Consider the following 15,338-nt stretch of genomic DNA (forward strand, 5'->3'; position numbering starts at 1 on the left):
CCATGCCCAACCACCCAGCCCCGCCCGCCCTGAGCACTCCCACCTCACAAACAACCACCACAACCCGACCCGACCACGCGACCCGACCCGACCCCGCGACCCGACCCGACCACGCGACGCGACCGGACCACGCGACGGGAGCCGACGGTGTGACCCGAGTCGACCAGGCGGTGCGAGCCGACTGCGCGACACGAGCCGACCGTGGGACTCGAGCTGATCGTGGGACTCGAGCTGATCGTGGGACTCGAGCTGATCGTGGGACTCGAGGTGGTCGCGCGAGGCGAGGTGAGCGTGGGGCTGTTACGGCTGAGATGGCGTTGGCGCTTCCGGTGTTGGTTTCTCTTCTGCTGTTGGGGATCTGGTCCATCGGTCTCGTCGTGCTGAACATCCGGTGCATCGATGCCGCCCGCGATGTGGCTCGGGCCGTCGCACGTGGTGAGTCGCTCGATCAGGCGAAGGCGATCGGTCACCGCACCGTCCCCGCGGGGACGATCGTCATCAACCGCGAGGCATCCGACATCCAAGTGACAGTCACTGCCGTTCCTGCCCACCAGCCACCCCTCCTCGCCTTCCTATCTCCCACGAGCCTCACAGCAACCGCCACCCTCCAAGCGGAACCGGACACACCATGACCCGTACCGAACGAGGCAGCGCCACACTCCACACCCTGTTCGCAGCCGTACTCCTGTTCACAGCCCTCACCGCAGCAATCCTCTGGTCAGCGATCTCCACCGCCCGCCACAAACTCGCCGCCGCAGCAGACCTAACTGCCCTGAGCGCCGCCCAATCCCTGAGCGCCACCCACCCCCCAAGCGCCACCCACCCCCCAAGCGCCGCCCAACTCCCAAGCGCCGCCCAACTCCCCAGCGCCGCCCAGCCGGTCGGTTCCAGCGGTCAGCTCGAGCGTCCCGAGCAGCCTGGGGGCATCGCGGCGCCCTGTGTGACGGCGGCTCGGATAGCTGTGGTTAACAAGGTGCAGCTCACCGCGTGTGTTGTCGCTTCCGACGCAGTGACCATCGAAGTGTCGCTTCGGCTGGATCTCCGGCTGACGCGTCCAACACTGACCGCGGCTGCGCGTGCCGGGCCGCTATGAGCTCGCTTCGTCAACCACTCGTTGCGCGCACGGTTCTGGTGTGATCGCGATCTGGTCGCAATCTGGTAGAGATGCCGCGTTGATGTGGACGACGTATGCGAAGGCGCTCCATGATCGGGAACCGAGTACTGCTCATCTCCCGGACGTACTTCCCCGACGCCCGGACGGTTACCTCGGAGGCTCGTTTGCCCAACCGGATTCGGCTGCTGCTGGTCGACGACCAGATCCTCAGCCGAGGCTTGCTTCGCAGCGGTCTGGAGCGTGAGCGCGATCTGGAGATCGTTGCCGAGCTCAACCGATCTGACGACGTCGTCGGTGCGGCCAAACGGCACCGTGCGAATGTCGCGCTGGTCGATGCGGGTGGCCCGGGCAGCGACAGCATCACGGTGACGACCAGGTTGCGTACGTCGATGCCGGAGTGCCGGGTCGTGATGCTCACGACGTACGGGCGGCCGGTGCACATGCGTCGAGGGCTCGATGCCGGGGCGAAAGGGTTCGCGTTGAGGGGCAGCCCGGCGCCGCAGTTGGCGGATGCGGTACGGCGGGTGCACCTTGGTCTGCGCGTGGTCGACGCGAATCTCGCGGCCGAGAATCTCAGGTACTCCGAGACTCCGCTGAACGCGGGCGAGACCGACACACTGCGCGCGGCACGTGATGGTGGATCGGTTGCGGTCATCGCGCAGGAGCTCGATGTGTCCGAGCGTGTCGTCCGCACCAGGCTCTGGTCGGCTATCGGTAAGACCGGCGCGCACACCCGTTCCGACGCCGTCGAGATCGCGGAACGAAACGGCTGGCTTCTCGACTAGGTGCCGTGCGTGGTCTGCGGGGAGGGGCAGACTGGCGTGGTGGATGGTGCGCGGAGTCGGGTCGTCATTGTTGATGCTGCGAACGTGGTTGGGTCACGGCCCGATGGGTGGTGGCGGGATCGGGTTGGCGCGGCTAGGCGGTTGCTGACCCGGCTCGCGGCGTTGCAGGAGCAGTTGCCTGACACGGATGTGGTCGTGGTGCTCGAGGGTGCTGCATGCCGGGCGGTGTCCGGGGATGGTGCGCCTGAGACCGGTCGTGTTCGCGTGGTGCTGGCGTCGGGGTCCGGTGACGACACCATCGTGAGTGTGACTGCCGAGGTTGTCGCGCAGTCGCAGCATCCTGCAGTCACCGTGGTGACCGCGGATCGCGGGCTCCGGCAACGAGTCGAACCCATCGGCGCGACCACCACCGGTCCCCGTTGGCTCCTGGAGCACCTGGACGCCCTGTCTGAATAGGCGGCAGACAGTTGGATCGTGTGGGGTTACGCGCAGGTGGAGAGGACCTTACCGGTGTGGGTTATGAGGAGGTGGGGGCCGGGGGTGGCGGGGAGGTGAGCCCTGTCGGAGCGGATGGCGTGGCGGCTGCCGTCGGGGGAGATGACTAGCGAGTCGGGGGCGTCGAGGGCGATGAGTTCGTCGTTGGCTCGGACCAGCACGGGGGCGGTGTAGGACCAGGAGAGGGCGGTCCGGCCGGCGGCTAGGGCTTCGAGGGTGGCGGCGGGGAGTTCGTCGGGGCCTTCGGCGGAGGTGTCTACGGCGATCCAGGTGGTGGGAGAGCCGGGAGGCGTGATGGAGGTCGGGTTATGCCAGTCGCTGCCGCCGATGGGGGTGGTGCCTTCGAGGCCCCAGGCCTGCCACCAGGCGATGGGCCCGCCCCAGGTGTGGTCCAGCCAGGAGGAGTGCCAGATCTCGGCGAGCGGTGGGTGTTCGGGGAGCGGGTGGCGCCAGGAGCAGTCGCCGCCGAGGGGGTGGTTGATCGAGAGGAGACCACCGCGGCGGGCGACCTCCGTGACCCACGTGGCGGCGGGTTGGCGGAAGTCGATCGGGCCGATGGCGCCGAACGCGTTCGCATGGCCGGTGTCGGTGGTGACTTCCTGGCCGGGGATGAGGCCGAGGCCGAAGCGTTTGCTGAGTGAGGGGAGTTCGGGGTGGTGGGAGACGGTGTTGTGGTCGGTGACGGCTAGTACGTCGAGGCCGGCGGACACACCGAGTGCGGCGAGGTTGGCGATCGGGGTCGAGCCGTCGGAGTGGAGCGAGTGGGCGTGGAAGTCGCCGGCGATCCACTTCAGGCCGGAGGATGCGGGGAGGGTACGGCGCGGTGGTCGCTCGGGTACGGCGATTGCGGCCGAGACGTCGGCGTACTCGGTGAGGCCGGGGATGGTGTCGACCGGGCCGGTGACTGCTTCGACGAGGAGTTCGACGCCTTCGACCGGTACTCGGTGCAGGCCGAGGACGACCCACCAGGTGCCTGGTTCGAGTTCGCCGGGGACATAGCCGGGGGTGGCTGCCTCGGAGGTGATCGCGAAGGTTCGGCGGGCGCCGCCGGACCATCCGCGCCAGCCGGCCGCGCCTTCGCAGCCGATGTCGATGACGGCGCCTTCGACCGGCGGGACGGTGAGGGTCACGAGCAGGCCGGGGCAATCGGCTGGGATGTCGACGGGCAGTGAATGCCAGACCGACTCGGCGCGGTCGTCGAGTGTCCAGCGCCGACGGTACGACGTGACAGCCATCAGGCGAGCTCCCTGCTCACGAACGAGCTCCGGCGGTGCGGTCTGCGGACGTGAGGAGTTCGCCGGTGTCTTGGGTGTAGAGGAGGACTCGGGTGGCAGGGGCGGTGAGGACTACCGGGGTGCCGGGGGCGGGTTCGGTTTCCTCGGGGACGGTGACGCCGATGAGAGTGCCGGCGCAGTCGACGCTGACGAGGGACTGGGTGCCGAGGTTCTCGGCGACGACGACCTCGCCGCGGAGGGCGGGGCCGGCGACGTCGCCGGTCGACAGGGTCAGGTACTCGGGCCGGATGCCGACCGTTACCTCGGCGTCGGCCGGAGTGGAGGAGGTTGTCGCAGGCAACGAGCCGCCGGCCACGGTGACCGCGCCGTCGGCGGTGACCTTGCCCGGGAGGAGGTTCATCGGTGTCGAGCCGATGAAGTTCGCCACGAACGTGTTGGCGGGCCGGGCGAAGACTTCACGCGGGGAACCCAGTTGCCGGAGCTTGCCCGAGTCCATGACGGCGATGCGGTCGGCGAGCGCGAGAGCCTCGGCCTGGTCGTGGGTGACGAAGACCGTGGTGATGCCCAGGTCGCGCTGGAGCTTCTTCAGGAAGGTGCGGGCCTCGAGGCGGAGCCGTGCGTCGAGGTTCGACAGCGGCTCGTCGAGCAGCAGGACCTTGCCTTCGGACGCGATCGCACGGGCGAGAGCGACTCGTTGCTGTTGGCCGCCGGACAGCTGGCCGGGCTTGCGTTCCAGAAGCCCGTCCAAGGACAGCTCGCCGGCGGTACGCGAGGCGACATCGGCGCGGGTGGCGGCAGCAACCCGGCGTACCTTCAAGGGGTAGGTGATGTTCTCGGAGACGCTCATGTGGGGGAAGAGCGCGTAGTCCTGGAAGACCATGGCGACGCCGCGCTTGCCCGGCTCGGTGCGGGTTACGTCCGCCGCGTCGATGCGGACGGTGCCCTCGCTCGCGGGCTCGAGGCCCGCGATCGTCCGGAGCAGCGTGGTCTTGCCGCAGCCCGACGGACCGAGGAGGGCGAAGAACTCGCCGTCGGCCACGTGCAGGTCCAGTCCGTCGACGGCGCGGACGCCGTTCGGGTAGACGGTTGCGAGGCCTTCGATGTCGATGCCCGCCATCAGCTCTTGATCCCTCCGTGGAAGCGGAACCCGTATCGCGAGTTCACCAGCAGGTACAGCACGACGACCGGGATCGAGAACAGCAGCGAGAACACCGGCAGCACCTGCAGGTTCACGCTGCCGCCTTCGTCGGTGAGGGTCTGCATCAGCACCGCACCGGGCTGCTTGTCGATCGACCGGATGAGCAGGAAGGGCACCAGGAAGTTGCCCCAGGAATTCACGAACGCCCAGACCATGATGGTGGCCAGACCGGGTCGTGCGACCGGGAGTACGACGTCGCGCAGGATCTGGCCCGTGGACGCGCCGAAGACCCGCGCCGACTCCTCGTAGGACTTGGGGACCGCGTCGACGAAGTCCTTCAGGATGAAGATTGCCGCCGGCAGCAGGCCGCCGGTCATCACCAGCGCGACGCCGAACCGGGAGTCGATCAGCCCGAGCTGGAACATCATCACGAAGATCGGCACCATCGCCGCCGTCCCGGTGACGACCGAGGACAGCAGCAGCAACCCGTACAGCAACGCGTCCCGGCCGGGGATGCGGACCCGCGACAACGCGTACGACGCGAACGCGGCGAACGCGGTGACCGCGACGGCGGTCGTCACGCAGATCAGCAGCGAGTTGACCATCGAGTGCATCGCGTAGGGATGGTCGAGCGTCTTCCGGACGTTCTCCAGCGTCCAGTCCGGCCAGTGCACTCCCAGACCCGGCGAGGCATCGAACGGCGCCGACGCGATCCACAGCATCGGTACGGCGAAGAACAGCGTGATCGCGCAGATCAGGACGTAGAACCCGATCCGGCGTACGACGTACCCGGGCCTCATGGGCGCCTCCGGAGGAGCCGCAGGTAGACGAGTGAGACCAGGAGGTTCGCGATCAGCAGCAGGAACGAGATCGCCGACGAGTACCCGAGCTCACCGCCTTGCAGCGCCACGTTGTAGATGTAGACCGGCACCGTCTCGGACTCGTGGTTCGGTCCGCCCTTGGTGAGCAGGAACGGCGAGAAGTCGTTGGCCGTCCACAGCGAGATCAGCAGCGTGTTGGTCAGCACATGCCCGCGGATGTGCGGGAACACGATGTCCCGCAGCGTCTGCCAGCCCGACGCCCCGACCATCCGCGCCGACTCGAGCTGTGACGGCGGGACGGCCTGCAGCGCCGACGAGTAGAGCATCATCGAGAACGCCGTACCGCGCCACGTGTTGAACACCACCAGACACGCCATCGGGTAGTCGATGAGCCACGCGGTGCCCGGCGTACCCAGGATGCCGTTGAGCGTGCCGCCGTCCCGGTCGTAGAACGCGACCCACAGGTACGCGACCACGGTCGACGGCAGGATCCAGGCCAGCAGCGTGAACGCCTCGACCGTACGGCGTACCACCGGGCGGGCGCGGCGAAGAATCCACGCCAGCGTGAACCCGAGGATGTTCTGCCCGATGATCGCGGAGCCGAGCACGAAGAGCATCGTCAGCCACAACGCGTTGTGGAAGAGCGCGTCGTTCAGCGCCTTCGTGTAGTTCGACAACCCCACCATCGACGGCGACACGGCCTCGACGCCGGTCAACCGGTAGTTGGTGACGCCGATGTAGATGGTCCAGAGCGCGGGGAAGACCAGGAAGGCGCCGATCAGCAGCATCGCGGGCGCGACGAAGCCGAGTGCGCGGCCGACCCCGAGGCCCGCGACGTCCCGCGCGGGGGCACGGCCCCGCGCGGGTGCGGTAGCAGAAGTCATCAGTTGCTGTTGACCTTGTCCTTGCCGCCGGCTGCGGCCTCGACGACCTTCTGGTACGCCGTCGCGGCGGCGTCGGTGCTCTTACCGCCGACCACGTCCGCGGTCGCCTGCTGCAGCGCGGCAGAGACCTTCGGGTACTCGGCCTGGCCAGGACGGTACTGCGTGATCGGCAGCACCTTCTCGGCCACGAAGCTCAGCATCGGGTCGCTCTTCAGCACCTCGCTGTTGACGTCCGACCGCTGCGTGATCTTGGCGGCGCCGTCGAGCGACTCCTTCACCATCTCCGCGGAGTTCATGAACTGCATGAACTCCCAGGCCTGCTGCGGGAACTTGGTGTTCGGGTTGATCACGGTCGCGCCGCCGCCCGACATCGACACGAAGTCCTGGCCCTTCACACCGGCGCCCGGCTTGCTCGCCGGGATCAGCGCCCAGCCGACCGCGGCGTCCCGGTCGGCCATCTTCGCGACGCCGGCCTTGGGCTCGACGACGCTGCGCCAGAAGTAGTCGCTCTCGAGCAGGATGCCGATCTTGTTCGCGGCGAACTCGGCGAACGACTTGTCCCGGCCCTTCGCCTCGCGCTGCAGCACCGGGTCACCGAGGCCGGTCGAGTAGATCTGGTGGTAGAAGTCGAGGACCTGGCGCAGCTGCGAGGTGTTGCCGAGCCACTTGCCGTCGGAGTTCACGGTCGCGCCGGTGCCGACCAGCAGCGGCAGCACACCCTGCATGGTGGTCGCCTCGCCCATCGCGGTGCCGGCGTTGATCTGGATCGGCGTCACGCCGGAGATCTTCTTGAGCGCCTGACCTGCGGAGATGATGTCGTCCCAGGACTTCGGCTGCCAGTCGGCGGGCAGTCCGGCCTGCTGGAACAGCTTCTTGTTGAAGTACAGGACCCGGCCGTCGGTGCCACCGGGTACGCCGTACCGCTTGCCGTTGTAGCTGCCGAGCGCCTGGACCGATTCCGGGATCTGTTTCCAGCCGTCCCAGCCGTCCACCTTGGCGGCGTCGCCGACGGTGTCGGTGAGCGGCTTGATGTAGTTGGCCTGGGCGAACTCGCCGACCCAGATGCCGTCGATCTGGAACAGGTCCGGTCCGGACTTGTTCGACAGGTCGAGGGAGAGCTTCTGCTTGTAGACCTCGTCGTCGGAGCCGTCGCCCTGGAACTTGACCGTGACGTCGACGCCCTTGCCCTTCTGCTCGGCGACGAACTTCGGGATCAGCACGTCCTGGATGAAGGTCGCCCCGGCGCTGCTCTTGCCGCCCTTGACCGAGTTCGACCCGAAGGTCAGCTCGACCTTCTTGGCCTCGGCGTTCCGATTCGCGTCCTGGTCGCCGCTGCCGGAGTCGGACGAGCCGAGGCATCCGGTGAGCAGGGCGAGGGCTGCGGCGCCGAGTACGCCGGCGGTGGTCAACCGCGAGAGTGATCGCATCAGGGCTCCTTGCAGAAGTGGTCCGGCGACAGTGCCGGTCAAACATTGGCACTCATCCGCGACTATGTGAAGACTTTTTTCCAACACTGAGGAGAACGTTGTCAGGTGCTGTAGGCAACCAAGTGCGGACTGTCAAGTTCGCATCCCGCGTGATGCGTTGCGGAAGAGTTAAAGGATGCTCAAGGTTCTGCGACAACAGGTAGCTGAGTAGATACAGAGGGTGACCAGGCGAGCTACTGTCTAGCCGTTCGATTCAGCGGATCGGAGGTGAAAGACGTGACGCTGCTCCATGGAGTCGCTTGCCTTGTCAATGACCTGCTCGGGCATTGCTGGTGCTGGTGGTGATCGTGGCCGAGCGGTGACGACACCGGGCTCCCGCTGACGCGCAAGCAGCGGGGCATCCCGGAACTCATCCCCGAGCACCGCCAGGCCCGCACCACGAGAGACAACGCGAGAGACAAGGAGTGAAAAACGGCCGGCCCCGACGATGTCGGGGCCGGCCGTCCTCTCGTTGGCCAGGTGTCGCTATCGACTCAGCTCTGAGCCAGCTGCATCATCTGCTTCGGCAGCGTCGTCATCTGCGCCGGGATCGGGAGCAGACTGCCGATCGCTGACAGCAGGCCGGCTGCCGCGCCCGCGATCGGCAGCGGCAGGGCCAGGCCCAGCGATGCCAGCAGCGCGTTCACGAGAGCCAGTACGGCGCCCAGGATGTCCAGCCCCGGCACCGGAAGGCCGCTCCAGGCCTGGATCGGCGTGCCGGCAGCGCTCATCGTGCCGGTCGGTTGTGCCTGCTTGGCCTTCCCCTTGCCAAGCAGCGACGTCAGGGCGAGCCCACTGGCTTCGTTCACGAACGTGCCGGTGTCCTCGTCGTAGTTCCACTTCTGCCCGTCGCCGCTACGGCAGGGCAGGACCAGTAGTGGAGCGGAAGCCGGCACCTTGGCCAGGTCCGCGCCGCTGTCCAGGCAGGCTCCGGTCTTGGCAAGGGCGCCACCGACGCTCTTGCTCATCGCGACCTGCAGCTGGCCGGACTCGGTGTAGATCCACTCCTGGGTCTTGCCCTCCTTGCCCGGGGCGCACGCCATCATGACCGCCATCGGGACCTTCTGGGCCGCGACGAACGTCAGGCAGTAGCGCGTGTCGGAGCGAGTGGCGATCTGTTGGGCCACACCCACCGATACGCCCGGGGTCTTCGAATCACTGGGTGCCGGGTTCGCGGCTTGGGCCGGTATCGCGGTGGCGATGGCCACGCTGACCGCGAGCACCACCACGCCGGTGCGGCTGAACAGCTTTCGGATGATCAAGACAACCTCCAGAGGTCGTGCCATCTCATGGCGTCAGGTCGTCGGGACCCGTGGCGCGAGCCGGGTATGCCGGCAGTGACTCAGCGCGACGTTGACGCCACAACCAGTAAGGCACAGGTGTGACCGAGGGGGTTATGCCGATCTCGCGAAACTTGATGCCAATGGCAACTAACTGCCACTCGAACGTCGTTGCGCAAGGCATCGATATCCGGTTGCCGGGTCGCCGAGCGACCACCGTATGGAGGCTGTGAGCCTTCTGAGATATTACAGCAATGCAAGGGATTTCGGATAGCTACTGATGCCAAGGGCAACGGCGTGGATCAGTGGGGCTGGTGGGTTTCCTTGGGGTCCTCGACGGCCCGTTCCTCGATCGCCGCACGCTCGTCAGCGGTGGTGTCAGCGGTGGTGTCGGACGAGGCGGCATCTGAGCGCTCAGCGGATACCTCTGGCGCACCCTCGGTGACCTTGGCGCGCAGCTGGCGCATCTCCTTGCGGCGGCGCAGGTCGCGCCCGAGACCCTTCTTCAGCAGCCACAGGCCCACGACGAGGGCGGCGCCGGTGACCGCGCCGAGGAAGAAGATGGTCGGCACCGAGACGCCGAAGTCGACGCCGAAGACCTCCAGCTTGGTGGAAGCGCTCGACGAGACCGAGACGCCCAGTCCGAACAACACGACCAGTACGATCAGGACGATTCCGAGAACGGCCATGGCGACCCCGCCTATCTGCCGGCTGACACCGGCCCCTCAGGCCTCACTGCTTAGTAATGCGGAGAGCAGCGCCACCGCGCCGCTCTTGTCGAGTGGGTTGTTCTGGTTCCCACACTTGGGCGACTGTACGCACGAAGGGCATCCGTCCGTGCATTCACAGTGTGCAATCGCCTCGCGTGTCGCCGTCAACCACTCGCGCGCAGCGGCGTACCCGTGTTCGGCGAAGCCGGCGCCTCCGGGGTGGCCGTCGTACACGAAGACCGTCAGTTGGCCGGTGTCGGCGTGACGGGCGGTGGAGACGCCGCCGATGTCCCAGCGGTCGCAGGTGGCGAAGAGCGGGAGCAGTCCGATGGAGGCGTGTTCGGCGGCGTGGGCCGCTCCCGGTACGTCCTCCAGCCCGAGGTGCTCGACAACGGTGTCAGGCATGGTCCACCACACGGCCTTGGTCCGCAGGGTGCGCTCCGGCAGGTCGAGCGGCTGTTCGTCGAGTACGTCGCCGGTCGCGATCTGCTTGCGCTGGTACGAGATGACCTGGCTCGTCACCTGGACCCAGCCGCGCGACAACTCCGCCGTACCCCACGAGCACGTCTCCTCGGTCGCGAGGATGCTGATCTCGGTCACGTCCCGCGCGAAGGTCGTGTAGTCCGGAGAAGCCGGCTCGACGACGGCGGCGTGCTCCTCGAGGTCGAGCGAGCGCACCAGGTACGACTCGCCCGCATGGACGTAGACGGCGCCCTCGTGGACCGACGCGTGGGCCGAGCCGCCGTCGACCGTACCGAGGAGACGACCGGTCTGGTCCTCCACGATCTGCACCGTCTTCCCACCGGCCGAGCGGATGTCGATGGCGTCGACGGCCCGCTCGCGGCGCGTCCAGAACCACCCGTGCGGCCGTTCGCGTAGTGCGCCTTGCCGCACCAGCTGTGCGATCACAGAAGACGTCGTCTCACCGAAGATCTCGAAGTCGTCGGGAGTGAGCGGCAGCTCCTGGGCAGCGGCACACAGTTGAGGGCCGAGCACGTACGGGTTTTCCGGGTTGAACACCGTCGCCTCGACCGGGCGCCCGAAGATCGCTGCCGGATGTCGCACCAGGTAGGTGTCCAGCGGGTCGTCCCGTGCGATCAGCAACGCCACCGCGTCCCCGCCGGCCCGGCCTGCCCGTCCAGCCTGTTGCCAGAGCGATGCGCGCGTACCTGGCCAGCCAGAGAGCAGTACGGCGTCCAGTCCGGCAATGTCGATGCCCAGCTCGAGAGCGTTCGTTGCCGCGACGCCAGTGAGCTCACCGCTCTGCAGCATCCCCTCGAGCCGCCGACGCTCCTCCGGTAAGTAGCCGGCCCGGTACGCCGACACCTGGTCGATCAGTGTCGGGTCGACCTCAGCGAGGTTCTCGCGGGCCGTCATCGCGACCGACTCGGCTCCACGCCGCGATCGGACGAAGGCGACCGTACGGACACCTGTGACGACCAGATCGGTCAGGAGGTCCGCCACCTCGGCCGTCGCGGACCGACGTACCGGTGCGCCGTTCTCGCCGTGCAAAGAGGTCAGGGGCGGCTCCCACAGACCGAAAGCGATGCCGCCACGCGGAGAGCCGTCCTCGACCACCTCCACCATCGGCAGCCCGGTCAGACGCTCACCTGACACCGCCGGCTCGGCCACTGTCGCCGAGGCGCAGACGAAGATCGGATGTGCCCCGTACTGCGCGCAGACGCGACGCAGCCGCCGCAGTACGCCGGCCACGTGCGCACCGAAGACGCCGCGGTAGTGGTGGCACTCGTCAACCACGACGTACTGCAGGCAGCCCAGGAAGCGCGCCCAGCGTTGATGGTTGGGCAGGACCGACCGGTGCAGCATGTCCGGGTTGCTGAGCACGTACGTCGCGTAGTCGCGCGCCCAGTCGCGCTCGGTCCGCTCCGAGTCGCCGTCCAGCGTCGTAGCCCGCAGGCCGGGCACCGTGTACGACGAGACCGCGCGGAGCTGATCGTGAGCGAGTGCCTTGGTCGGAGACAGGTACAACACGGAGGCGGTACGGCGGTGTGGTGAAGCCGCCTGCGCGATGGTCAACGTGGCAAAGGCCGGCAGCAGGTACCCGAGCGACTTGCCCGAGGCCGTCCCGGTCGCAACGACTACATGTTTCCCGGAGTACGCCGCCTCGGCCGTCGCCACCTGATGAGTCCACGGGGCCGTGATGCCGGCGTCCCGCAGTTGGTCGAGGACCTCGGACGGGACCCAGCGCGGCCAAGCACACGTTTGTCCTACTCGCGGCGGCACCGACTCGACGTGCGTCAGCCGGTCGTCGCGACCGGCGGCCAGGCGCTTCAGGACGGCAGCCGCCTCACCACCTGCACGCATACCGGCACCCTAGGCCCTGCCACGGACAGGTCGACGGCTGAGCACGAACTGAGAGATGCACGTTCCGATGCACGCGGCTTTTTCCGGAGGGGAATCGACTTCGGGTGGGTGAGATGAAAGAGTTTTCGGCAACGGGTCTCACTCACGGTCCGTACATGGTTGAATGCAGCAGTTCACGGGATCGGAGGCCGAAGTGGATCTGTCGCTGACCGCGCGCGCCGAGGGCGGGCGCACCGTCATCGAGGTGGCGGGGGAGATCGACGTCTACACCGCACCGAAGCTCCGCGAGAAGATCGTCGCGCTCGTCGACGAGGGGGTCTACGACCTGGTCATCGACCTGGAACGCGTGGAGTTCCTGGACTCCACGGGCCTCGGCGTTCTCGTCGGCGGACTGAAACGGGTGCGCACCCATGACGGATCCCTGTCCCTGGTCTGTACCCAGGAACGACTGCTGAAGATCTTCCGGATCACCGGCCTGACCAAGGTCTTCGACATCCACCCGGACGTCGCCTCGGCGATCTGACCAAGCGAAACGGTGTCCGCATCGCTACGTTCGGTGATCGTTGCGCCCAGGTACCGGCACAGGACTTGCCGGGCCGACCGAGTATGGCGTAGACCACCCTGTCGTCAGGTCTGGTCGGGAACCCGTTAGAGTAACCCACCGCGCCAGGCCACTGGCGCTGTGTCGTATTTCCCCAACCCTTCGGTTGCGGCAGATGGGGCCGTCAAGCCTGGATGGGTTGCCTACAAGGAGGACGGATGTCCGCGCTGCTTGCTGCACAAGCGGTGGATCTTTCGTCGAGCAACACCACACTGGTGATCGTCGTCGGGGTGATCGCGATCCTCGCGGTCGCCATCGCGATGGTCTTCCGGGGCCAGGTGCTTGCCGCGAACGATGGCACCGAGAACATGAAGACGATCGCCGCGGCGGTCCAGGAAGGTGCCTCGGCATTCCTGAGCCGGCAGTTCCGGACGTTGTCGATCTTCGCCGTGGTCGCATTTCTGCTGCTGTTCCTGCTGCCTGCTCACACAGACGGCGACAACGAGACCACACTGAAGATCTTCCGCTCCGTCTTCTTCCTGGTCGGCGCGGGTTTCTCCGCCCTGATCGGTTACCTGGGCATGTGGCTCGCGACGCGCGCCAACGTCCGGGTCGCCGCGGCCGCGCGGGACGAGGGCCGCGAACCCGCGATGCGGGTCGCGTTCCGCACCGGCGGCACCGTCGGCATGGCGACCGTGGGCTTCGGCCTGTTCGGCGCCGCGCTCGTCGTACTGCTCTTCAAGGGCGACGCCCCGACCGTGCTCGAGGGCTTCGGTTTCGGTGCCGCGATGCTGGCCATGTTCATGCGGGTCGGCGGCGGTATCTTCACCAAGGCCGCCGACGTCGGCGCCGACCTGGTCGGCAAGGTCGAGCAGAACATCCCCGAGGACGACCCCCGCAACGCGGCGACCATCGCCGACAACGTGGGCGACAACGTCGGTGACTGTGCCGGTATGGCGGCCGACCTGTTCGAGTCGTACGCCGTGATGCTGGTGGCCTCGCTGATCCTCGGCAAGGCCGCGTTCGGCGAGCAGGGCCTGATCTTCCCGCTGATCGTGCCGGCCATCGGCGCCATCACCGCGGTCATCGGCGTCTTCCTGACCCGCCCGCGGACCGGCGAGAACGGCCTGCGCACGATCAACCGGGCGTTCTACATCTCTGCACTGGTCTCCGCGATCCTCTGTACGGTCGCGGCGTTCGTCTATCTGCCGAGCAGCTTCAAGGACCTGAGCGGCGCCACCGAGACGATCGCCGGGTTCGACGGCGACCCGCGGCTGATCGCCACCGTCTCGGTGATCATCGGCATCGTGCTGGCAGCGGTCATCCTGGCCCTGACCGGTTACTACACCGGCACCGAGGACAAGCCGGTCCAGGATGTCGGCAAGACCTCGCTGACCGGTGCCGCGACCGTGATCCTGTCCGGTATCTCGGTCGGCTTCGAGTCCGCCGTCTACACCGCCGTGGTGATCGCGGCGGCCGTGTACGGCGCCTTCCTGGTCGGTGGTTCCGGTGTGGTCGCGCTGTTCGCGATCGCACTGGCCGGCTGTGGTCTGCTCACCACCGTCGGCGTCATCGTCGCGATGGACACCTTCGGACCGGTCTCCGACAACGCGCAGGGCATCGCCGAGATGTCCGGTGACGTTGACGGCGAGGCGGCCCAGATCCTGACCGAGCTGGACGCTGTCGGCAACACCACGAAGGCCATCACCAAGGGCATCGCGATCGCGACCGCCGTACTGGCCGCCACCGCACTGTTCGGGTCCTACACCGACTCGATCCGGACCTCGCTGGCCGACAACTACGCCAAGTTCGAGGCCGACGCGCTGGTGTTCAACCCGGGCACCCTGGTCGGCATCATCCTCGGTGCGGCCGTCGTGTTCATGTTCTCCGGTCTCGCGATCAACGCCGTCGGCCGTGCCGCCGGTGCGGTCGTCTACGAGGTACGTCGCCAGTTCCGCGACATCCCCGGGATCATGGAGGGGACGGGCAAGCCGGAGTACGGCAAGGTCGTCGACATCTGCACCCGCGACTCGCTGCGGGAGCTCGCGACGCCGGGTCTGCTCGCGCTGACCGCGCCGATCGCCGTCGGCTTCGGCCTCGGTGCCGCGGCGCTGGCCGGCTACCTGGCCGGTGCGATCGGCGCCGGCACCCTGATGGCGGTCTTCCTGGCCAACTCCGGTGGAGCCTGGGACAACGCCAAGAAGCTGGTCGAGGACGGCAACCACGGCGGCAAGGGTTCGCCCGCGCACGAGGCCACCGTCATCGGTGACACCGTCGGTGACCCGTTCAAGGACACCGCCGGTCCGGCCATCAACCCGCTGATCAAGGTGATGAACCTGGTCTCGGTGCTGATCGCGCCGGCCGTCGTCGGGATGTCGTCGATCGGCGACGACACCAACACGCCGCTGCGGATCGCCATCGCGGTCGTCGCCGTGGTGGTCCTGGCCGCGGCCGTGTTCGTCTCCAAGCGCCGGGAGTCGGTCATCTCCGACACTCCGGCCGAGGTGAACGCCGCAGCCTGATCGCAGGATCTGCCCGAAACGG

The 15,338-nt window shown here is 67.5% G+C and carries 14 protein-coding genes; 6 read left to right on the forward strand and 8 right to left on the reverse strand.

The features are described from left to right. Window positions 1–2: 2 nt before the first annotated feature. The 4 genes from OHB24_RS14080 to OHB24_RS14090 all read left to right on the forward strand — a co-directional run bounded on the left by OHB24_RS14080 (window position 3) and on the right by OHB24_RS14090 (window position 2,355). Window positions 3–632, forward strand: a complete 630-nt coding sequence (locus OHB24_RS14080) for a TadE family type IV pilus minor pilin (RefSeq protein ID WP_327639450.1) — start codon at window positions 3–5, stop codon at window positions 630–632. Continuing rightward, a complete protein-coding gene (locus OHB24_RS43290; RefSeq protein ID WP_442913967.1) occupies window positions 629–1,093 on the forward strand; it encodes a pilus assembly protein TadG-related protein in 465 nt (154 codons plus the stop codon). The genes OHB24_RS14080 and OHB24_RS43290 overlap by 4 nt, the downstream gene beginning before the upstream one ends. A 110-nt stretch (window positions 1,094–1,203) precedes the next feature. Next, the gene (locus tag OHB24_RS14085; protein ID WP_442913968.1) at window positions 1,204–1,899 is read left to right on the forward strand and encodes a response regulator; all 696 of its coding nucleotides are present in this window, start codon (window positions 1,204–1,206) and stop codon (window positions 1,897–1,899) included. Window positions 1,900–1,938: 39 nt separating this feature from the next. Further along, complete coding sequence (locus OHB24_RS14090; RefSeq protein ID WP_327639451.1) at window positions 1,939–2,355, forward strand: NYN domain-containing protein; 417 nt, start codon at window positions 1,939–1,941, stop codon at window positions 2,353–2,355. Between the two features lie 26 nt (window positions 2,356–2,381). Here the strand turns inward: OHB24_RS14090 and OHB24_RS14095 are convergent, their stop codons facing one another. The 8 genes from OHB24_RS14095 to OHB24_RS14130 all read right to left on the reverse strand — a co-directional run bounded on the left by OHB24_RS14095 (window position 2,382) and on the right by OHB24_RS14130 (window position 12,253). After that, the gene (locus OHB24_RS14095) at window positions 2,382–3,629 is read right to left on the reverse strand and encodes a CehA/McbA family metallohydrolase (protein ID WP_327639452.1); all 1,248 of its coding nucleotides are present in this window, start codon (window positions 3,627–3,629) and stop codon (window positions 2,382–2,384) included. 16 nt (window positions 3,630–3,645) lie between these two features. Next, window positions 3,646–4,746: an ABC transporter ATP-binding protein gene (locus OHB24_RS14100; protein WP_327639453.1), complete on the reverse strand. Its 1,101-nt coding sequence runs from the start codon at window positions 4,744–4,746 to the stop codon at window positions 3,646–3,648. Continuing rightward, the gene (locus OHB24_RS14105; RefSeq protein WP_327639454.1) at window positions 4,746–5,567 is read right to left on the reverse strand and encodes a carbohydrate ABC transporter permease; all 822 of its coding nucleotides are present in this window, start codon (window positions 5,565–5,567) and stop codon (window positions 4,746–4,748) included. The genes OHB24_RS14100 and OHB24_RS14105 overlap by 1 nt, the downstream gene beginning before the upstream one ends. Beyond that, a complete protein-coding gene (locus tag OHB24_RS14110; RefSeq protein ID WP_327639455.1) occupies window positions 5,564–6,472 on the reverse strand; it encodes a carbohydrate ABC transporter permease in 909 nt (302 codons plus the stop codon). Before OHB24_RS14110 ends, OHB24_RS14105 begins: the two co-directional genes overlap by 4 nt. After that, window positions 6,472–7,899: an extracellular solute-binding protein gene (locus tag OHB24_RS14115; RefSeq protein ID WP_327639456.1), complete on the reverse strand. Its 1,428-nt coding sequence runs from the start codon at window positions 7,897–7,899 to the stop codon at window positions 6,472–6,474. Before OHB24_RS14115 ends, OHB24_RS14110 begins: the two co-directional genes overlap by 1 nt. Window positions 7,900–8,432: 533 nt before the next feature. Further along, entirely contained in the window at window positions 8,433–9,200 is a 768-nt protein-coding gene (locus OHB24_RS14120) for a hypothetical protein (RefSeq protein WP_327639457.1), read from the reverse strand. 320 nt (window positions 9,201–9,520) lie between these two features. Beyond that, complete coding sequence (locus OHB24_RS14125) at window positions 9,521–9,907, reverse strand: hypothetical protein (RefSeq protein ID WP_327639458.1); 387 nt, start codon at window positions 9,905–9,907, stop codon at window positions 9,521–9,523. Window positions 9,908–9,943: 36 nt separating this feature from the next. Next, complete coding sequence (locus tag OHB24_RS14130) at window positions 9,944–12,253, reverse strand: DEAD/DEAH box helicase (RefSeq protein ID WP_327639459.1); 2,310 nt, start codon at window positions 12,251–12,253, stop codon at window positions 9,944–9,946. Between the two features lie 163 nt (window positions 12,254–12,416). Between OHB24_RS14130 and OHB24_RS14135 the strand changes: the two genes are divergently transcribed. Next, a complete protein-coding gene (locus OHB24_RS14135) occupies window positions 12,417–12,776 on the forward strand; it encodes an STAS domain-containing protein (protein ID WP_442913969.1) in 360 nt (119 codons plus the stop codon). Between the two features lie 236 nt (window positions 12,777–13,012). Further along, window positions 13,013–15,316 carry a sodium-translocating pyrophosphatase gene (locus OHB24_RS14140; RefSeq protein ID WP_327639460.1) on the forward strand — a complete coding sequence of 768 codons (2,304 nt, stop codon included), beginning with the start codon at window positions 13,013–13,015 and terminating at the stop codon, window positions 15,314–15,316. The last annotated feature ends 22 nt before the right edge of the window (window positions 15,317–15,338 follow it).

Source organism: Kribbella sp. NBC_00482, assembly GCF_036013725.1.
In the GTDB taxonomy this organism is placed as follows: domain Bacteria; phylum Actinomycetota; class Actinomycetes; order Propionibacteriales; family Kribbellaceae; genus Kribbella.